Origin of the sequence: Vibrio splendidus (genome assembly GCF_024347615.1) — a bacterium.
Taxonomy (GTDB): domain Bacteria; phylum Pseudomonadota; class Gammaproteobacteria; order Enterobacterales; family Vibrionaceae; genus Vibrio; species Vibrio splendidus.
Genome location: NZ_AP025508.1, coordinates 2,960,439 through 2,977,734, shown reverse-complemented (window position 1 = coordinate 2,977,734; position 17,296 = coordinate 2,960,439). Strand labels below are relative to the sequence as shown.

General features: G+C 43.4%; 19 protein-coding genes. 8 read left to right on the top strand and 11 right to left on the bottom strand.

What is annotated here, in order from left to right; all coding sequences use genetic code 11:
• Positions 1–124: 124 nt before the first annotated feature.
• Both dapA and bamC read left to right on the top strand, forming a co-directional pair.
• Positions 125–1,003 carry a 4-hydroxy-tetrahydrodipicolinate synthase gene (gene dapA, locus OCU90_RS13170; RefSeq protein ID WP_004734279.1) on the top strand — a complete coding sequence of 293 codons (879 nt, stop codon included), beginning with the start codon at positions 125–127 and terminating at the stop codon, positions 1,001–1,003.
• A gap of 49 nt (positions 1,004–1,052) precedes the next feature.
• Positions 1,053–2,099, top strand: coding sequence for an outer membrane protein assembly factor BamC (bamC, locus tag OCU90_RS13165; RefSeq protein WP_017079433.1), 1,047 nt, complete (start codon positions 1,053–1,055; stop codon positions 2,097–2,099).
• A gap of 166 nt (positions 2,100–2,265) precedes the next feature.
• On the opposite strand, the gene OCU90_RS13160 is transcribed toward bamC, so the two are convergent.
• The 4 genes from OCU90_RS13160 to OCU90_RS13145 all read right to left on the bottom strand — a co-directional run bounded on the left by OCU90_RS13160 (position 2,266) and on the right by OCU90_RS13145 (position 4,788).
• On the bottom strand, positions 2,266–2,475 hold the full coding sequence (locus OCU90_RS13160; protein ID WP_004734277.1) for a DUF2897 family protein: 210 nt from the start codon (positions 2,473–2,475) through the stop codon (positions 2,266–2,268).
• A gap of 8 nt (positions 2,476–2,483) precedes the next feature.
• Positions 2,484–3,158 (bottom strand): M15 family metallopeptidase, encoded by a 675-nt coding sequence (locus OCU90_RS13155; protein WP_061022332.1) that lies wholly within the window; start codon positions 3,156–3,158, stop codon positions 2,484–2,486.
• A gap of 46 nt (positions 3,159–3,204) precedes the next feature.
• A complete protein-coding gene (gene dapE, locus OCU90_RS13150; RefSeq protein ID WP_017090166.1) occupies positions 3,205–4,341 on the bottom strand; it encodes a succinyl-diaminopimelate desuccinylase in 1,137 nt (378 codons plus the stop codon).
• Between the two features lie 99 nt (positions 4,342–4,440).
• Positions 4,441–4,788, bottom strand: a complete 348-nt coding sequence (locus OCU90_RS13145; protein ID WP_061022329.1) for an ArsC family reductase — start codon at positions 4,786–4,788, stop codon at positions 4,441–4,443.
• Positions 4,789–4,993: 205 nt separating this feature from the next.
• On the opposite strand from OCU90_RS13145, the gene OCU90_RS13140 reads away from it, so the two are divergent.
• On the top strand, positions 4,994–5,281 hold the full coding sequence (locus tag OCU90_RS13140; protein WP_004734273.1) for a winged helix-turn-helix domain-containing protein: 288 nt from the start codon (positions 4,994–4,996) through the stop codon (positions 5,279–5,281).
• Positions 5,282–5,416: 135 nt separating this feature from the next.
• On the opposite strand, the gene OCU90_RS13135 is transcribed toward OCU90_RS13140, so the two are convergent.
• Both OCU90_RS13135 and OCU90_RS13130 read right to left on the bottom strand, forming a co-directional pair.
• Positions 5,417–5,749: a DUF4156 domain-containing protein gene (locus OCU90_RS13135; protein WP_017084124.1), complete on the bottom strand. Its 333-nt coding sequence runs from the start codon at positions 5,747–5,749 to the stop codon at positions 5,417–5,419.
• A gap of 12 nt (positions 5,750–5,761) precedes the next feature.
• The gene (locus OCU90_RS13130; protein WP_017079439.1) at positions 5,762–6,106 is read right to left on the bottom strand and encodes a DUF2956 domain-containing protein; all 345 of its coding nucleotides are present in this window, start codon (positions 6,104–6,106) and stop codon (positions 5,762–5,764) included.
• Positions 6,107–6,215: 109 nt separating this feature from the next.
• On the opposite strand from OCU90_RS13130, the gene OCU90_RS13125 reads away from it, so the two are divergent.
• The 4 genes from OCU90_RS13125 (at position 6,216) to OCU90_RS13110 (ending at position 10,353) form a co-directional block, all read left to right on the top strand.
• A complete protein-coding gene (locus OCU90_RS13125) occupies positions 6,216–6,677 on the top strand; it encodes a DUF2919 domain-containing protein (RefSeq protein ID WP_029222110.1) in 462 nt (153 codons plus the stop codon).
• Positions 6,678–6,742: 65 nt separating this feature from the next.
• Positions 6,743–7,666, top strand: coding sequence for a Dyp-type peroxidase (locus tag OCU90_RS13120; RefSeq protein ID WP_004734269.1), 924 nt, complete (start codon positions 6,743–6,745; stop codon positions 7,664–7,666).
• Between the two features lie 122 nt (positions 7,667–7,788).
• Positions 7,789–8,922: a flagellin gene (locus tag OCU90_RS13115; RefSeq protein ID WP_061022327.1), complete on the top strand. Its 1,134-nt coding sequence runs from the start codon at positions 7,789–7,791 to the stop codon at positions 8,920–8,922.
• Positions 8,923–9,219: 297 nt separating this feature from the next.
• Positions 9,220–10,353 carry a flagellin gene (locus OCU90_RS13110; RefSeq protein WP_004736189.1) on the top strand — a complete coding sequence of 378 codons (1,134 nt, stop codon included), beginning with the start codon at positions 9,220–9,222 and terminating at the stop codon, positions 10,351–10,353.
• 575 nt (positions 10,354–10,928) lie between these two features.
• On the opposite strand, the gene crr is transcribed toward OCU90_RS13110, so the two are convergent.
• From crr to cysZ, 5 genes are all read right to left on the bottom strand, one after another.
• Positions 10,929–11,438, bottom strand: coding sequence for a PTS glucose transporter subunit IIA (gene crr, locus OCU90_RS13105; RefSeq protein WP_004737851.1), 510 nt, complete (start codon positions 11,436–11,438; stop codon positions 10,929–10,931).
• Positions 11,439–11,544: 106 nt separating this feature from the next.
• Entirely contained in the window at positions 11,545–13,269 is a 1,725-nt protein-coding gene (gene ptsI / locus OCU90_RS13100) for a phosphoenolpyruvate-protein phosphotransferase PtsI (protein ID WP_061024487.1), read from the bottom strand.
• Positions 13,270–13,422: 153 nt separating this feature from the next.
• Positions 13,423–13,680: an HPr family phosphocarrier protein gene (locus OCU90_RS13095; protein ID WP_004734263.1), complete on the bottom strand. Its 258-nt coding sequence runs from the start codon at positions 13,678–13,680 to the stop codon at positions 13,423–13,425.
• Between the two features lie 302 nt (positions 13,681–13,982).
• Positions 13,983–14,951: a cysteine synthase A gene (cysK, locus tag OCU90_RS13090; protein WP_017079444.1), complete on the bottom strand. Its 969-nt coding sequence runs from the start codon at positions 14,949–14,951 to the stop codon at positions 13,983–13,985.
• 223 nt (positions 14,952–15,174) lie between these two features.
• Positions 15,175–15,933 carry a sulfate transporter CysZ gene (cysZ, locus tag OCU90_RS13085; protein WP_061024485.1) on the bottom strand — a complete coding sequence of 253 codons (759 nt, stop codon included), beginning with the start codon at positions 15,931–15,933 and terminating at the stop codon, positions 15,175–15,177.
• 229 nt (positions 15,934–16,162) lie between these two features.
• Between cysZ and zipA the strand changes: the two genes are divergently transcribed.
• A complete protein-coding gene (gene zipA, locus OCU90_RS13080; protein WP_054542486.1) occupies positions 16,163–17,209 on the top strand; it encodes a cell division protein ZipA in 1,047 nt (348 codons plus the stop codon).
• The last annotated feature ends 87 nt before the right edge of the window (positions 17,210–17,296 follow it).

Genomic DNA, 17,296 nt, shown 5'->3' with positions numbered 1-17,296 from the left:
GTCGTTTTACCTCAAACATACGACAATATTTAATGCAGATGTTGCCGGTAAGCCACTTTAATGTCTTGTGTTTATTGATTGGCTTACAGTAACATGCAAAAAGAATAAATTAAGGGAGATAGACATGTTTTCAGGAAGTATCGTTGCGCTAGTTACGCCATTTAATACAGATGGTGAAGTGGATTTCGACAGCCTTAAAAAGTTAGTTGAGCACCATGTTGCTGCAGGTAGTGATGGTCTGGTTGCGGTTGGCACAACAGGTGAGTCTTCAACACTCACTATTGAAGAGCATGTCAAAGTCGTCAATAAGATCGTTGAATTTGCTGATGGTCGTATTCCCGTTATCGCTGGTACAGGTGCAAATGCAACTCACGAATCTGTTCTATTCAGCCGTTTGCTGAATGGTTCTGGTATTGCTGGTTGCCTGAGCGTAACGCCTTACTACAACAAACCGACTCAAGAAGGTTTGTACCAACACTACAAAGCGATTGCTGAAGTCAGTGACGTTCCACAAATCCTATACAATGTACCAGGTCGTACTGCTGTAGACTTGTTACCTGAAACGGTTGCTCGCCTTGCTGAGATCGAAAACATCGTTGCACTTAAAGATGCGACGGGTGATCTCGACAGAATTGCAATTCACCGTGAACTTTGTGGCGAAGATTTTATCTTACTAAGTGGTGATGACTTAACAGGTCTAGAATTTGTTAAGCGTGGTGGCGATGGCGTGATCTCTGTAACAAACAATGTTGCAGCCGCTGATATGGCAACCATGTTCAAGTTAGCGAAAGAAGGCAAGTTTGAAGAAGCAGAAGCGATCAATGAGCGTTTGATGCCTCTACATAAGAATTTGTTCGTTGAGTCCAACCCTATTCCCGTAAAATGGGCGGTTCATAAAATGGGTCTGATTGCTGAAGGTGGCTTACGTCTACCGTTGACTGAATTGTCAAAGCCAGCTCAACCCGTTGTTGCTCAAGCAATGACTGAAGCGTGCATTTACTAAAAACGTATGAAGTGATGCCGAAGTGAACCTTCGGCATTTAGGAGTATAAATGAAGTATTCTCACCAGCTAGTGATTGGATCACTGGCTGTTTTCGTTCTTACAGCATGTTCTGGCAGCCCGACTCAACGTCGCCAAGCCAAAGATGATTTCGAATACTTAGAAACACCTGAGTTTTCACAATGGCAGCTGCCTGAAGATGCTCAACCTCAGTTCTATCCAAATTTTGACATCCCAAGCGGTGAGTTCAGTGGTGGTACAGGCCGTGAAGTGGATATTCGTCCGCCGCAACAGGTTCTTGAGCTGATCCCAGGTGCTCGATCTGAGCGTCAGAATGGTGAAGTGACACTATGGCTTCTTCGTGCTGAAGAAGCAGACCGCGTGTGGCAAACGGCTGTAGATATGCTGGCACAACGTGGCATTGGTATTCGTGAACAGTCAGAAAACGATATTGAGACCGATTGGGTTACTTGGGTTTCTGAAGATGAAGAAGTAGAGATCGGCAGTCGTTACTCTATCTCTCGTTTCCAAGCGAACAACCGCCATGGCTTCAAGATCAACCTTATCGATTGGCGTGAAGGCTCTGAAGAGAAGCCGGTATCGGCAACCAATAAGGAGCGTTACAACGCGTTCTTAACGAATCTAGTGATGGCTAAGTACGATGAAAACCTTCGTGCTGAAGCAGCGTTGAAAGCGCAAGAGTTGGTTAAACGCATTCCAATCTCAATGGGTGCTGACCGCAGTGGCTTCCCTGTGATCATTGCTCGTACTCCATACAATGTATTGTGGCAGCGTTTGCCTACCTTGCTACCGACGATGGGCTTTGAGCTTGAAGAGCGTAACCAGTCTCAAGGTACTGTAAAAGCTAAGTATGCTGCGCCAGATGATGAATTCTGGGAAACAATTGGCCTACAACCCATTGATTTGGCTCCAGGCACTTACACCTTCTTGTTTGGTGATCTTGGTAACCGTACGTCAATTAACGTAACGGATGCATCAGGTAAGCCAGTAGAAGAAGAGCTACTGAAGTCAATGGTACCGGTATTAGCACATGTTGCTGACCAAACCAAAGATGACAAAGAAGCTGATGCAGAGTAAGTAAGCTGAGTGAGCATAGCTGAAAAACCACAGAGTAAGTCATATAAGCCCTGTGGTTAGCTAAAGCCAATAAAAAAGAGGACACATTGTGTCCTCTTTTTTGTATTCGTTGATTAGTCGTCAGCGGATTATTAGCAAATTAGATTAGCTCCTTAGAGCTACAAAATTAAGCGTCTTTGTTGTCCGTAGACTCATCTTTTTGAGCTTTCTCTTGGTTCTGTTTATCCAATTGATTGAGCTTGTCTAAGTCTTTCTCTGTTTTGTTACGACCAGTCAGATCCATATTGGCGGTCTGTTTGAGCGCAGCAATATTACCCACCACCACACTAACCACGATGATGATGATCACCCAAGGGTTTGTAAGCCACTCCAACATATGCGCTCCTAATGACTGATATTCGCCACGAAGCGCGCATAGATCTCGTCTAGCTGCTCCATAATAATCTCATACCCTAATATTGGCTTAGATTGGAGTTGCTTGCCAAGTAAAGAGGGAGATAACTGTGATAAACACAACTCCGATACTTTTCGATGGCTGATATGCCATGGTTCTATCGCCACACCGCCGAGGTCTTGGCTGTACGGAAAGAAGAACCCAAATTGAGATGCATTGGCATAAAGCCATTGGTAAAACGCTTGCTGGTGGCCAGTAAGGTATTCCCATGGTTCCAGTTGCAGCTGTGTGCCTTCAGGTAAGTGATTACGAGCAAATACATCAAAGTCACATCCCCAATGGTGACGACTCGCCCCAGGCAGTGCAGACCACCTCAGTATCGCTGACAACTTTTGATGTTCACTAAGTGTTGATGCATCAAGTGGTTGGCTTTCTGAGTCTAATATTGGTGCTTCACCAGAAAACTTACGGTTCCAAATCCGAGATTGCCTTTCATAGTTGCGAAAGCCACTGGCAATCTCCATTTTAAAGCCAGCGAGTTGAGCAGCTTCAATCAAACTGTTTAGGTCATCTTTGACATTACTGTGAACCAAGAATGTCTTGGTGCCAATCAGGCTAGGTTCCAGATGAGAATCTGATTGTCCGGTAAGCTGCTCTGGTGTCATAACGCGTCTCTCAATAATTAGATGCTATCAATCGCTGATGAAAGAACTATTTAGCGAACAGGTTCACTAATGTTCTCTCATACATGTCGGTTAGCTTCTCTAAGTCAGCCACTTTCACGCACTCGTTAACCTTGTGAATGGTTGCATTAACCGGACCTAGTTCTACGACTTGCCCTTTCATGCGCGCAATAAAGCGTCCGTCAGATGTACCACCTGTAGTCAGTAGTGCTGGTTTTACGTCATTAACGTGACCAACGGCATCAACAATAGCATCAAGCAGTGAGCCTGCGTCTGTTAAGAACGGGTCGCCATTGAATGTCCATTTCAAATCGTACTCGAAATCGTACTTGTCGAGTGTATTTGTGATTCGTTCAACGATGATGTCGTTGTTTAATTCAGTGCTAAAGCGAAGATTAAACTGAACATTAAATTCACCAGGAATAACGTTTGACGCGCCCGTGCCCGCACTTACATTTGGGATCTGGAAGCTGGTTGGTGGGAAGTAGTCATTACCTTTGTCCCACTCAGTCGTTGCCAGTTCGTTGATCGCAAGCAGAGAGCTGTGTACCGGGTTGTTCGCTAGGTGAGGGTAGGCAACATGACCTTGTGTGCCTTTAATCGTGAGATCGCCAGTGATAGAACCACGACGGCCGTTCTTCACAACGTCACCAACATACTCAGTACTTGATGGTTCACCAACAATACACATATCGATGTTCTCGCCACGCGCCATCAGAGCTTCCACAACGCGTACCGTACCGTTGATGAAAGGACCTTCTTCATCTGACGTGATAAGGAAACCGATTGAGCCTGTGTGGTCTGGGTGTTTGGCAATGAACTGCTCGACTGCAACAATCATTGAAGCCAGAGAGCCTTTCATATCCGCAGCGCCACGGCCGTGTAGGAAACCATCTACGATAGTCGGTTCGAATGGTTTGGTGTGCCACTGTTCAATCGGGCCTGCAGGTACAACATCAGTGTGGCCTGCAAAGGCAAATAGAGGCGCCTCTGTACCACGGCGAGCCCAGAAGTTCGTCGTATCTTCAAATACCATCACTTCGATTTCGAAGCCGAGTGCTTTTAAGCGTTCAATCATTAAATCTTGGCAGCCTGCATCTTCAGGGGTTACTGATTGGCGGCTAATGAGGTCTTTTGCCAGAGCCAAAGTTGGGCTATCTGTCATCCTTGAATTCCTTGTTTAAATAAAACGTCTAGTCATTAATTTTTAGGGCGCTGATTTAATGATCAACGTCCAGTAGTCTGTCTATCTAAATACAGTGCTCTAAGCAAAAATAGCGGCGTATTGGTCGGCTTTAAATCCGATATGAAGCTTACCGTTTACTTTTAGGATTGGTCGCTTAATCATTGCTGGTTGCTCAACAAGCAGAGTCACGGCTTTGTCTTCCGTTAATGTATCTTTCTGTTCTTGTGAAAGTTGGCGATAAGTCGTACCACGTTTGTTCAATACAAGTTCCCAGCCAAGTTCTGAACAGAAGGTCGTAACCAACTCTTCAGTGATGCCTTGTTTGCGATAATCGTGAAATTCGAACTTGATCCCTTCAGCTTCGAGCCATTTCTTTGCTTTTTTAATGGTGTCGCAGTTCGGAATGCCAAACATAGTGATAGTCATTGTTCTTCCTTTGGGTGATTTTATTTCGTTGTTATGAGTTGAATCCTATCAGGAAGCTGCAATTCAGACAAAATAGAGTGAGGAATATTTCATAGAGTGAAAAAAAACAGTAAGAAAATGTCACTATTGGAGACTTATTGATCAACCTCAACATGTTGTCAGCGAAAAAAGAAATAATTGAGTTGCACATATATAGGAGGTGTCAATGGAGTTGAGTCCTGTTTTTGCAAGGCGGCTATATTTAGCATTGTTAGTGGAAAGCCTTGATAGGCCAAATGTGCCTAAACTCATCGAAAAAACGGGTTGGCCTCGTCGTACTATTCAAGATGTACTCAAGGCGTTACCGGGGATCGGTATCGAACTTATGTTTGTTCAAGATGGGCGACGTCATAATGATGGCTATTACCAGTTATCCGACTGGGGTCCATTTGACAGTCAATGGGTTATCCAGCGTAAAGGCGATATAGCAACAAGCCTTGGATTTAGTGCATAAGCCAGCGAAAGCTGGCTTTCTTTTTTGCAGTAGAAGTAGAAGTGGAAGTAGAAATCGAAATAGAAGAGGTAGCATCTCGCTCATTTGAGCGCTGAGCTATCTAACTATGTTTCTACCTACTTACACAGTTTCTACCTACTTACACAGATAGGCAGTGCCCAACATAGTCACGGAAGTGGAAAAGTCTTGGGGAAGTGTAAATATCACGGTATCTGCACCTAACTCAATCGTATTTGACTTGAGCTCATTCATCGCGCCCTGAATCAAGGTGTCATTTGGGTAAAACAGGTAACTATACCAATGGCCCTCGCTGCCAGTGACTTCCCCTTTATACTGACATTTATCGATATTAATCACGCCATGGTAATCCATTTGCACGTTGGCAGCTTCGCTATGAGGCGTTGATGTCGGTGTCGTGCAACCGAGTAACACGCTACTCATAGCCAAAGCGATTAATTCCTTTTTCATACGCTTATCCTGTTATTTCATCAAATAAATCGCGAAACCTATCCAGCTTGCGAACAATAATAACCACGGCAATTTACTGGCGTGATTTGATGTTGTTTCATTATTCGAGTAGACATTCTGTTCTTGGTCTTGGTTCGCTTGTAGAGTCTGCTTCTCTTTTTGTACGCGCTTTTTAGCTTTATCGGCTTGGCGGCCACGTTCTTTCTGCTGCTTTTTATAGAGTGCGATGCCTTTCTCGATACCTTGAGCAATCAACTTGGTTTGTTCTTTGGTTTGAGCTGGCTTTTGCGTCGCTTTGGCTATCTTCAGTGCTTCTTGTTGAGATTCAACAGATGGTGTATTAGTTTTCTTTTTCATACTGAGTTCGATAATTAAAACGGATTAACCAATAAGATAACGCAAACCTAGTTAAGTATGAATGATTTGCGTTAAAGTGTTGGTTTGAAAATAAGTGAAAGTGAGATTTGTGCGGTACTCCATAGAACAATACGACAAGCACGGCTTTTTAAAAGCCCCAATCCTATTATGGTTAGGTTGGCTATTTCTGGCGAAAGCTTTGGTCGTTTTCATTGTTGCAGGTGCAAGCCGAGAGTCGGGCACTGATATCCTCGAAATCATCTATCCAGATCATCAAATGTTTTATGTTGGGATTGCATTGAGTATTCCGAGCTTGTTACTCATGTGGTTGTTTGGACTCAGATCACCAGATAGAAAGCGCCTTAATAAAGTGGTTTCATGGGGACGTTGGGTCTCCATGATGGCTATCTTGGCACAAGGAACCCATACACTTTATTTAATCTATTTAGATAACGGATGGTTCCGTTGGTCTAATGCTATCACCCTATTGTTGCTCCTATGGTTAGCGCTTTATCTAACCAATAGCCATGCCGCTAGGGATTGCTTTAAAGTGGTTGAGCACGAAGACTGATTTTCATCAAAACATTTGCCCCATTCACAATTATACTTAGAAGCTAAAAATGAAAGGATTAATCTATGCTTAACACCTCAAATGAGCAGCCTAAAATTCAAAGTGCTATCTTGCCAGAAGCAGGGCCTTTCGCTCTTTATGTTCAACTAAAAGTGAATGAGAACGCTGCTAACGTATTAGCGGAACTTCAAAAGCTTCCGAGTTTAATCGACGAACTAAACCAAACTCAACCAGACGCAAACTTAACGGCATCGGTTGCGTTTTCAAAAGCTTTTTGGGATAAGTTCGAGCAAGCTGCTCCCTCTGATTTGATTGATTTCCCTGCGCTTGGTGAAGGTGATGTCACTGCACCGAGCACATTGTCTGATGTTCTGATTCACTGCCATTCAAATCGACATGACCTGCACTTCTTTATCTTACGTAAATTGTTATCTGAAGTAGCTGTGGACGTTGAAGTAGTTGATGAAACCTACGGTTACCGCTTCCTAGATTCTCGTGACATGACTGATTTCGTTGATGGCACTGAAAACCCAAAAGACGCACAGCGCGCTGAAGTAGCGATTGTTCCTGAAGGTGAATTCGCTGGTGGTAGTTATGTGATGGTGCAGCGTTTTGTGCACAACCTGCCAGCTTGGAATCGATTGAATGTCTCAGCACAAGAGAAAGTGGTTGGCCGCACTAAACCGGACTCTATCGAGCTAGATGATGTTCCAGCGGCGTCTCACGTTGGTCGCGTAGATATCAAAGAAGAAGGCAAGGGTCTTAAGATTGTTCGTCACAGCCTACCTTACGGTACCGCTACGGGCGATCACGGCTTACTGTTCATTGCTTACTGTAATGTTCGTCATAACTTCGATGCGATGCTAGAGAGCATGTACGGCGTAACAGATGGTAAAACAGACCAACTGCTTCGCTTTACTAAAGCAGTGACAGGCGCTTACTACTTTGCGCCTTCGACTGACATGTTGAGTGCATTAACGATTAAGTAAATCACCTCGTATGCAGTAAAGAACGGGAGCCTCAGGGCTCCTTTTTTTATTAAAGCTTTAGATGAACTGGTCGATATAAGAGCAATCGTGAGTTTTATTCATATTTTTGTAAGTGAAGGTCTATGGCTATAACTGTTAATACAAATGTCTCAGCTTTAGTCGCTCAGAGAAACCTCTCTAATGCTAATAACATGCTGAATCAATCTTTGGAGCGCTTAGCTTCAGGGAGCCGTATTAATAGTGCAAAAGACGATGCGGCTGGCTTACAAATCTCGAATCGATTAGAAGCACAGATGAGTGGCATTGATGTTGCTGTTCGTAATGCTAACGATGGTATCTCCATTATGCAGACAGCAGAAGGAGCGATGAATGAAACCACCAATATCATGCAGCGTATGCGAGATTTGTCACTGCAGGCGAGTAATGGCTCGAATAGCCAGTCGGAAAGGACCGCTATTCAAGAAGAAGTGGCCGCCTTAAATGATGAGTTGAATCGAATTGCTGAAACCACCTCGTTTGGTGGTAAAAAACTCCTTAACGGTAGCTTTGGTAGTTCTTCATTTCAAATCGGTGGCAGTTCTGGTGAAGCGGTGCAGATAGGTTTGAAAAACATGCGTACCGATGACATCAATATGGGTGGTTTTAGCTATGTCGCCAATGGCATGGCAAGTGATTCATGGGAAGTGACGCCCGATCAGAATGATATGACAATGTCGTTTACTGACCGTTCTGGTCAGCCACAAGAGATCACCATTAATGCTAAAGCAGGTGATGATATTGAAGAGTTGGCGACCTATATTAATGGTCAAACGGATTTCGTCTCTGCTTCCGTCAATGATGAAGGGCAGCTTCAGATCTATATGTCTGGCGAAGACACCGCAGGCACGATCTCTTTCTCAGGTTCGTTAGCCAGTGAACTTTCGATGTCGGCGGGTTATTACGAATCAGTCGATGACATCAATGTCACTGATGTAGGTGGCGCGCAGCGTGCTGTCTCTATTTTGGATACAGCGATGAAGTACGTAGATAGTCATCGTTCCGAATTAGGCGCGATGCAAAATCGTTTTGACCATGCCATCAATAACCTTGAAAACGTTCATGAGAACTTGGCGACATCCAACAGCCGAATCAAAGATACCGACTACGCCAAAGAAACCACTCAAATGCTTAAGCAACAAATACTGCAACAAGTCAGTACCACTATTTTGGCTCAAGCTAAGCAAGCGCCCAATTTAGCTTTAACGCTGCTGGGCTAATAAATTAAGCCTAATCTTATAAAGGTGCTCTAGGTTAATTAAAGCCCTTTGGTTAATTAAAATACAACTTTTCGCTCGACCGACTTAGCGACAACTTTAGCGTTTTTCTCATCTTTTTTTGATAATTTTACTGCCAGTCACGCTTTCTTCCCCTTTCTCTCTATTTCGTTAATTTTGTTGTTTTTTTCCTAAAGGTTTCAGCATTCACGCCGTTATTAATAGTAACTTAGAGATAACTACTTGGTTTTCCGAGACGTCGGAAACCGCTATACCGGAAAATCAATTGGAGAAGTCACCATGGCAGTGAATGTAAATACAAACGTTTCAGCGATGACAGCGCAACGTTACCTAAACAATGCAAACAGCGCACAACAAACATCAATGGAGCGTCTAGCTTCAGGCTCTAAAATCAACAGCGCGAAAGATGACGCTGCGGGCCTACAAATATCGAACCGTTTGAACGTTCAGAGTCGTGGTCTTGATGTTGCTGTACGTAACGCGAACGACGGTATCTCTATTGCACAAACTGCTGAAGGTGCAATGAACGAGACAACGAACATCCTGCAACGTATGCGTGATTTGTCTCTACAATCTTCAAACGGCTCAAACTCAAAATCTGAGCGTGTAGCGATTCAAGAAGAAGTAACAGCACTGAACGACGAACTAAACCGTATTGCGGAAACGACGTCTTTTGGTGGTAACAAGCTGCTTAACGGTACTCACGGTACTAAATCATTCCAAATCGGTGCGGACAACGGTGAAGCGGTAATGCTTCAACTGAAAGACATGCGCTCTGATAACGCTCAGATGGGTGGTAAGAGCTACCAAACTGAGAACGCAAAAGACAAAGACTGGAACGTTCAAGCTGGCGCAAACGACCTAAAAATGTCGTTCACTGATAACTTCGGCCAAGCACAAGAAATCGATGTGTCTGCGAAAGCGGGCGACGACATCGAAGAGCTAGCAACGTACATCAACGGTCAACAAGATTCTGTTAAAGCGTCTGTAACTGAAGACGGTAAGCTGCAAATGTTTACTGGTAACAATAAAGTTGAAGGCGAAGTAGCATTCTCTGGCAGCCTTGCTGGCGAACTAGGCATGCAACCAGGCAAAGATGTAACGGTTGATACTATCGACGTAACATCAGTTGGCGGGGCACAAGAATCTGTTGCAGTTATCGATGCGGCACTTAAGTATGTAGATAGCCACCGTGCTGAACTGGGTGCTTTCCAAAACCGTTTCGACCACGCTATCAGCAACTTAGACAACATTAACGAGAACGTTAACGCATCTAAGAGCCGTATTAAAGATACCGACTTCGCGAAAGAAACGACTCAGATGACTAAGTCTCAAATCCTTTCTCAAGCTTCAAGCTCGATTCTTGCTCAAGCGAAGCAAGCTCCGAACTCGGCACTTAGCCTACTAGGTTAATCGATTAAAAAGCCACGTTGACTTATTAAGCGTTATTGAATCATAAGTGTTAACGTAAGGCTTCCACAAATTAGCTCGTGGTGAGAGATGAGCGCTAAACAGACCCAGCTTCGGCTGGGTTTTTTATTGCCTGCAATTTGGCGAAGGTGTATTTGGAAAAGTGCAGTGCTGGTAAGCAGACGCAAAAGCGAGATTCCCTATCACGTTCGTTCCTCACTTAGGGAATGACGACTATAGGCGGTATTGATCCATTGTTTACCTGAATCGAAGTCTTTAGTCGTCATCTCAAAATCGAGTAGAACGAGATATCAGAGATCTCTGTTTGTTAAAATTCACAAGTGTAATTTGATGTATAGGTGAAATGCCTTGAATAGCGCTTAACAACGTTTAGTAAAAAGCCAGGTCGGATAGCAGGGGATAAACGGTCAGTGTAGTTGTCATTGGTTGAGGGAGCCAGGAGAAGGGTTTCGGTGTGATAGTCAGTAATGCCTATCTGAGGTATTGAACAAATATAGCAGGCACAAAAAACGCCACCCTTAGGTAGCGTTTTAATTAAAGCAGATAAGTAATCGAAATTACTTAGTTACTTTAAGAACTGGAGTTTCGCCAACAGTTACAGAACCAGAAAGCTTGTTCAGCTCCTTGATTTCGTCCATGTTAGAGATAACAACTGGAGTAAGCGTAGATTTCGCTTTCTCTTCTAGAAGCGCTAGGTCGAAAGTGATGATAGTGTCACCAGCTTTAACAGATTGACCTTCTTCAGCAACACGAGTGAAGCCTTCGCCTTTAAGTTCAACAGTATCGATACCGAAGTGAACGAAAAGCTCAACACCGTCGTCAGACTCGATAGAGAATGCGTGGTTAGTTTCGAAGATCTTACCGATAGTACCGTTAACTGGAGCTACCATTTTATCGCCAGCTGGTTTGATAGCGATGCCGTCACCAACGATTTTTTCAGCGAAAACTACATCTGGCACGTCTTCGATGTTTACGATTTCACCAGAAAGAGGTGCGATGATTTCGATTGCACCAGCATCAGCGCTGTCATCAGATACAAGCTTTTTCAGTTTGTCAAACAGACCCATTGTGTCATGCTCCTAACGTTTAGTTTTATTCTGTAGAATATACTATACCAATCTAACAAATTAGACGACTATTTTTAGCCGTCTAACTTTATTAAGCTCTTGGTGATTACTGAGTTTTCTCAGCGATGAATTTTTCTACGCAAGCTTCAATTTCTGCAGCTGTAGGTAGAGATAGTGCTTCGTCAGCCATAGCTTTAACTTCTGCGAAGTTAGAGTTACGGATTACTTTCTTAACTTTAGGGATAGAGATACCGCTCATAGAGAACTCATCTAGACCCATACCAAGAAGAAGTAGAGTTGCACGCTCATCGCCTGCTAGCTCGCCACACATACTTGTCCATTTGCCTTCTTTATGAGAAGCATCGATTACTTGCTTGATTACAAGAAGAACCGCTGGAGACAGTGGGTTGTAAAGGTGAGAAATCATCTCGTTACCACGGTCAACTGCAAGAGTGTATTGCGTTAGATCGTTAGTACCGATAGAGAAGAAAGCCACTTCTTTAGCAAGGTGGTGTGCGATTGCAGCTGCTGCTGGAGTCTCAACCATTACGCCAATTTCGATGTCTTCATCGAAAGCATGACCTTCAGCGCGAAGTTCAACTTTGTACTCTTCGATTGCTTTTTTCAGTTCACGGATCTCTTCAATAGAAATGATCATTGGGAACATGATACGTAGCTTACCGTGTGCAGATGCACGAAGAATGCCGCGTAGTTGGTCACGTAAGATTTCACGACGATCCAAGCTGATACGTACTGCACGCCAGCCTAGGAAAGGGTTCATCTCTTGTGGAAGATCCATGTATGGTAGATCTTTATCGCCACCGATATCCATAGTACGGATAATCACTGACTCACCGTGCATTGCTTCAGCTACTTCTTTGTAAGCAACGTATTGCTCTTCTTCAGTAGGAAGTGCAGTACGGTCCATGAATAGGAATTCAGTACGGTACAGACCAACACCTTCGCCACCGTTGCGCAGGATACCGTCACAGTCTTTAACTGTACCGATGTTGCCGCAAACTTCTACTTGATGGTTATCAAGTGTGATAGCTGGTAGGTCTTTAAGTTTTGCTAGTTCAGCCGCTTCTGCTTCAAAATCAGATTTGATTTTCTTAGCTTCTGCTAATTCAGCGTCAGAAGGGTTGATGATGATCTTATTGTTCATCGCGTCTAGCACAAGCATGTCGCCGTTCTTAACTTGCTTAGTGATATCGTTAGTACCAACGATAGCTGGAAGCTCAAGTGAACGTGCCATGATTGAAGTATGAGATGTACGACCGCCGATGTCACAAGCGAAACCAAGAACGTAGTCTAGGTTGATTTGTGCAGTTTCAGATGGCGTTAGGTCGTAAGCAACTAGGATAACTTGTTCATTGATATCTGCTAGAGACACAATGTTAATGCCTAGTGCATTTTTAACGAAGCGAGTACCGATATCACGGATATCAGTCGCACGTTCTTTTAGGTACTCATCATCAAGTGACTCAAGTGCAACAGCTTGCTCTTCGATCACTGTGTAGATCGCGTTGTCTGCGTGCATTTTGTCTTTCTTGATGAGTGCTAAAATCTCTTCTTCTAGCTCTTCATCTTCAAGCAGCATGATATGGCCTTCAAAGATTGCTTCTTTTTCTTCGCCAAAAGTTTCAAGTGCTTTTTGCTTTACAACTTCAAGTTGTTGAGAAGATTTGTTACGAGCGTCAAAAAAACGCTGAACTTCTGCTTCAACTTGATCGTCTGAGATAGATTGAGTGTTTAGGACAATTTCATCTTCTTGAAGTAGTAGTGCTTTACCGAAAGCAATACCAGGAGATGCTAGGATGCCTGAAATCATAGCCTTACCTTAGTTGTTCAACTGTAAACGGGAGAATGTGTGACTTTAAGTCGTCGACTAATGTCGCGCTTATCGCTATCTATTTCGAATTGCTATCTATTTCGAACAAAGCCACTTTGCTGTGCAAAATGGCTTTGAAAGAAGGAGACTGTATTAGTGTAGTTGATCCATAAGAGCAACTAGGTGGTCTACAGCTTGCTGAGCTTGAGGGCCTTCAGCTGAAATAGTAACGTTAGTACCTTTTACTAGGCCTAAAGTTTGTAGTTTGAACAGGCTTTTCGCGCTAGCGCTTTTGCCGTTAGAAGTCACTGTGATGTCAGCGTCGAAAGATTTTGCTTCTTTAACGAACTGTGCAGCTGGACGTGTGTGAAGGCCGTTTTCTGCTGTGATTTCTACTTGCTTCTCGTACATTTTATATACCCCAATTAATTTATTTTTTGTAAGTTTGTAACCAGATTAGCTTAACTGCTTTAGCCCAAATGCGCTAGAGGCTAGTACGCCATGTTCGTGTTAGAACTTAGACTGGTTATAAATTTTTATCCAGCCATGGTCGTCTTTTGTTGAGTACTCATGACTTTCAGAATTTGTTTATTGCTTCTTTTATTTTGAAGCGAAAAATAAAACAGACCCGATATTACCAAAGGTGGGGCAGGGATCAACAAAAAAGCCCCTAAACGGGGCTTTTTTGGACGAAAAATTGATTTGACCACATATTATTGTTGGTTCTCTTTCTCCGTAAAGATGCCTGCAAATAGGGCTGTACTTAGGTAACGTTCGCCAGAGCTTGGTAATACGGTGACAATGGTTTTTCCTGCAAATTCAGGTAGTTCCGCGATTCTGTTCGCCGCTACTACCGCTGCGCCAGATGAGATGCCCGCAAGAATACCTTCCTCTTTCATTAGGCGTTGAGCCATCTCAATCGCTTCTTCAGAAGTTACTGGCTCTACACGGTCGATAAGGTCTAAATCTAGGTTTCCAGGGATAAAGCCTGCACCAATACCTTGGATTTTGTGTGGAGCTGGTTTGATTTCTTCGCCAGCAAGCGCTTGTGCAATCACTGGAGATTCTGCTGGTTCAACCGCTACTGAAGTGATCGCTTTACCTTTCTCGCCTTTAATGTAACGGCTTGTACCAGTAAGCGTACCGCCGGTACCTACGCCAGCGACAAATACATCGATTTCGCCATCTGTTGCTTCCCAAATTTCAGGGCCAGTTGTCTTCTCGTGAATTTGTGGGTTAGCTGGGTTGTTGAATTGCTGAAGTAGCAGATACTTTTCTGGGTCTGAAGCGACAATTTCTTCTGCTTTAGCTATCGCGCCGTTCATGCCTTTTGGTGCTTCAGTCAGTACTAAGTTTGCACCTAGTGCTTTAAGCAACTTACGACGCTCTAGGCTCATTGACTCAGGCATCGTTAGCGTTAGCTTGTAACCGCGAGCGGCTGCTACGAATGCAAGAGCAACACCTGTATTACCACTGGTAGGTTCAACAAGCTCGATACCTGGTTTTAAAGTTCCTGCTTTTTCTGCTTCCCAGATCATGTTTGAACCGATACGACACTTAACGCTGAAGCTTGGGTTACGAGCTTCAATCTTAGCTAGAACGTTGCCTTTGCTTACTTTGTTAAGGCGGACTAGCGGTGTGTTACCAATCGTTAGGGTGTTGTCTTCGTAGATCTTGCTCATGCGATATTCCTTCATTTAATGACAGAACTAAACGTAGTATATCAATCACTTTACCGTCTAGTGTCTTTCGATGTTTGTTTAGCTTGAATTTAGATTAAACAAGTTGAAAAAAAGGTAAAAGGATTAAAAAGTTATATCATATAGATATGTAGCAGAGTTCACGCCTATCTTTATTGTATTCAGAATTTCAAAAAGATAGGCGTTGTTAAAGAGAGAATGAAGGTTATAGACGAGAACGCAGAGCTTGGTCTTTAAACTCAGTAACCCACATTGCAGTAGCGCCGCAGACGGCAACGGGCATGACGATCAGATTTAAAATTGGAATCGTTGTGAAAACAGACACAAGTGCACCGAAGCTGTAGCTCTTACCTTGTTTTTGTTTCAAATTGTTTCTCATATCATCAAATTTGATTTTATGGTTATCAAATGGATAGTCGGCGTACTGGATCGCTAACATCCATGCTGTGAAAATGAACCATAAAAACGGTGCAACGGTTTGTCCCAGTGCTGGAATTAACAAAAGTAGGAATAAACCTATCGCTTTTGGCAGAATATAGACAAGCTTGCGCCATTCTCTCGCTAAAATACGTGGAGTATCTTTGAGTGCATCCAGCAAACCATCGTCATTCACTTTTTTGCCACTGAGCAGCTCTTCTACCTTTTCTGCGAGCAACCCATTGAAAGGTGCGGCAATGAAGTTAGCGAGCGTACTAAAGAAATACGAAAACGTGGCTAAGACGGTTAACACAAGTAGTGGCCATAGAATGTATGACAACCACGACAAAAAGCTTGGTAATGCACCAATCCAGCCCTCAATCCAAGTGTTTAGGTTGGAGAAGATATAAAACAAGGCACCACCAACGAGTAACACGTTAGCAATAAGTGGCATTAGTACAAACTTACGAATGCTCGGCGACAAAGCGATTTTTATTCCGAAAATAAAATAGCCAAAGCCTGAGCGGGGAACAGATTCAATAGTCATATTTAAATTAGGTCACATGTGAATTTGGTTAAATAGCAAACATCCCTAGTGTACTAGACCGAAATTAAGAAAAAAAGCGTGGTGAAAATCACACCATGTAAGGAACTAATTGTATTAAGTTGTTCTAAAACAGTGGCTACTTTTGATAGAGTAGTGAGATTAGCCAAATTAACCCAACTTAGTGACAGCGTGTTTATAGCTAGTCGACTAAGAAAGCTGAGAGCGAAAAATGCAGGAATTGCGATTTGTACTCATTATTGTTGGCGCATTAGCTATCGCCGCATTATTGTTCCATGGTCTATGGACGAGTAAAAAAGAAGGGAAAGCAAAGTTTGGAGATAAGCCGCTTGGTAAGCTTGATAACGACAGCTTAGATGAAGCAGAAACGATCCCAAACCGTTCATTCGCCCCAGAAGATGATTTTGAGATAATCCGAAAAGAGCGTAAAGAGCCGGATTTTGCAGTCTCACCATCTGAGACTGATCCGCTGATTGACTCAGATCCACTCACAGCGCCACAAGCGAAAGAAGTTATCGAAGACGACATCGAATTGAATGATCTTCCTTCTTTCAGTGTTAAAGAAGAACCAATTCAGATCGAGAGTGAACCTGAAGACATAAAAGAGGCCGCTGAACCAGAGGTTCCAAGCTTTGAATTGACTGACGAGCAAAAAGAAAGTCATGCTGGTTTTCAAGAGCAGTGCGGTTCGTTTGAAGAAGCTTCTGATTCGGTTGTTACCGAGCCACTCGTTCCTAGTGAATCATTGACGCCAAGTGAACCGCTTGTTTCGAAAGAGGTCGTTGCTCCACAAAGTGCATCGCCTGTTGAAGAAGCTAAGCCAGATGAAGAACTTGGCTTAGAAGTGATTGTTCTTAATGTTCACTGTGCAGGAGAAATCCCATTCGTAGGGACTGAACTTTTCCGTAGTATGGAGAATAACGGCCTAACTTATGGTGAAATGTCTATCTACCATTGCTTTGCACAATCTAGCGATGAGCCAAAAGTTATTTTCAGTGTTGCGAACATGATGCAGCCGGGAACTCTAGAACATGATGATCCCGCTGACTTTACAACGAAAGGTATTTCGTTCTTCATGACACTGCCTTGTTACGGTCAAGCTGATCAGAACTTCAATGTAATGCTGAGTGCAGCTCAGAAAATTGCTGATGATATGGGCGGAAACGTTTTGGACGAGTCACGTAACTTAATGACGCCCAATCGTTTGTCAGACTACCGTAAGCAAATCAGAGACTTTATGACGGCTACGAATGCCTAACCGTATTGTTTAGCCTTGTAAATAATCTATATTTATAGAAAAGGGCTCCTAAGGGAGCCCTTTTTGATATTTCAATCACGACAGAGA

What these genes read in the sequence shown, in the direction of transcription:
- dapA (WP_004734279.1), top strand. Translation starts at nt 125, where the DNA reads ATGTTTTCAGGAAGTATCGTTGCGCTAGTTACGCCATTTAATACAGAT.
- bamC (WP_017079433.1), top strand. Translation starts at nt 1,053, where the DNA reads ATGAAGTATTCTCACCAGCTAGTGATTGGATCACTGGCTGTTTTCGTT.
- OCU90_RS13160 (WP_004734277.1), bottom strand. Translation starts at nt 2,475, where the DNA reads ATGTTGGAGTGGCTTACAAACCCTTGGGTGATCATCATCATCGTGGTT.
- OCU90_RS13155 (WP_061022332.1), bottom strand. Translation starts at nt 3,158, where the DNA reads ATGACACCAGAGCAGCTTACCGGACAATCAGATTCTCATCTGGAACCT.
- dapE (WP_017090166.1), bottom strand. Translation starts at nt 4,341, where the DNA reads ATGACAGATAGCCCAACTTTGGCTCTGGCAAAAGACCTCATTAGCCGC.
- OCU90_RS13145 (WP_061022329.1), bottom strand. Translation starts at nt 4,788, where the DNA reads ATGACTATCACTATGTTTGGCATTCCGAACTGCGACACCATTAAAAAA.
- OCU90_RS13140 (WP_004734273.1), top strand. Translation starts at nt 4,994, where the DNA reads ATGGAGTTGAGTCCTGTTTTTGCAAGGCGGCTATATTTAGCATTGTTA.
- OCU90_RS13135 (WP_017084124.1), bottom strand. Translation starts at nt 5,749, where the DNA reads ATGAAAAAGGAATTAATCGCTTTGGCTATGAGTAGCGTGTTACTCGGT.
- OCU90_RS13130 (WP_017079439.1), bottom strand. Translation starts at nt 6,106, where the DNA reads ATGAAAAAGAAAACTAATACACCATCTGTTGAATCTCAACAAGAAGCA.
- OCU90_RS13120 (WP_004734269.1), top strand. Translation starts at nt 6,743, where the DNA reads ATGCTTAACACCTCAAATGAGCAGCCTAAAATTCAAAGTGCTATCTTG.
- OCU90_RS13115 (WP_061022327.1), top strand. Translation starts at nt 7,789, where the DNA reads ATGGCTATAACTGTTAATACAAATGTCTCAGCTTTAGTCGCTCAGAGA.
- OCU90_RS13110 (WP_004736189.1), top strand. Translation starts at nt 9,220, where the DNA reads ATGGCAGTGAATGTAAATACAAACGTTTCAGCGATGACAGCGCAACGT.
- crr (WP_004737851.1), bottom strand. Translation starts at nt 11,438, where the DNA reads ATGGGTCTGTTTGACAAACTGAAAAAGCTTGTATCTGATGACAGCGCT.
- ptsI (WP_061024487.1), bottom strand. Translation starts at nt 13,269, where the DNA reads ATGATTTCAGGCATCCTAGCATCTCCTGGTATTGCTTTCGGTAAAGCA.
- OCU90_RS13095 (WP_004734263.1), bottom strand. Translation starts at nt 13,680, where the DNA reads ATGTACGAGAAGCAAGTAGAAATCACAGCAGAAAACGGCCTTCACACA.
- cysK (WP_017079444.1), bottom strand. Translation starts at nt 14,951, where the DNA reads ATGAGCAAGATCTACGAAGACAACACCCTAACGATTGGTAACACACCG.
- cysZ (WP_061024485.1), bottom strand. Translation starts at nt 15,933, where the DNA reads ATGACTATTGAATCTGTTCCCCGCTCAGGCTTTGGCTATTTTATTTTC.
- zipA (WP_054542486.1), top strand. Translation starts at nt 16,163, where the DNA reads ATGCAGGAATTGCGATTTGTACTCATTATTGTTGGCGCATTAGCTATC.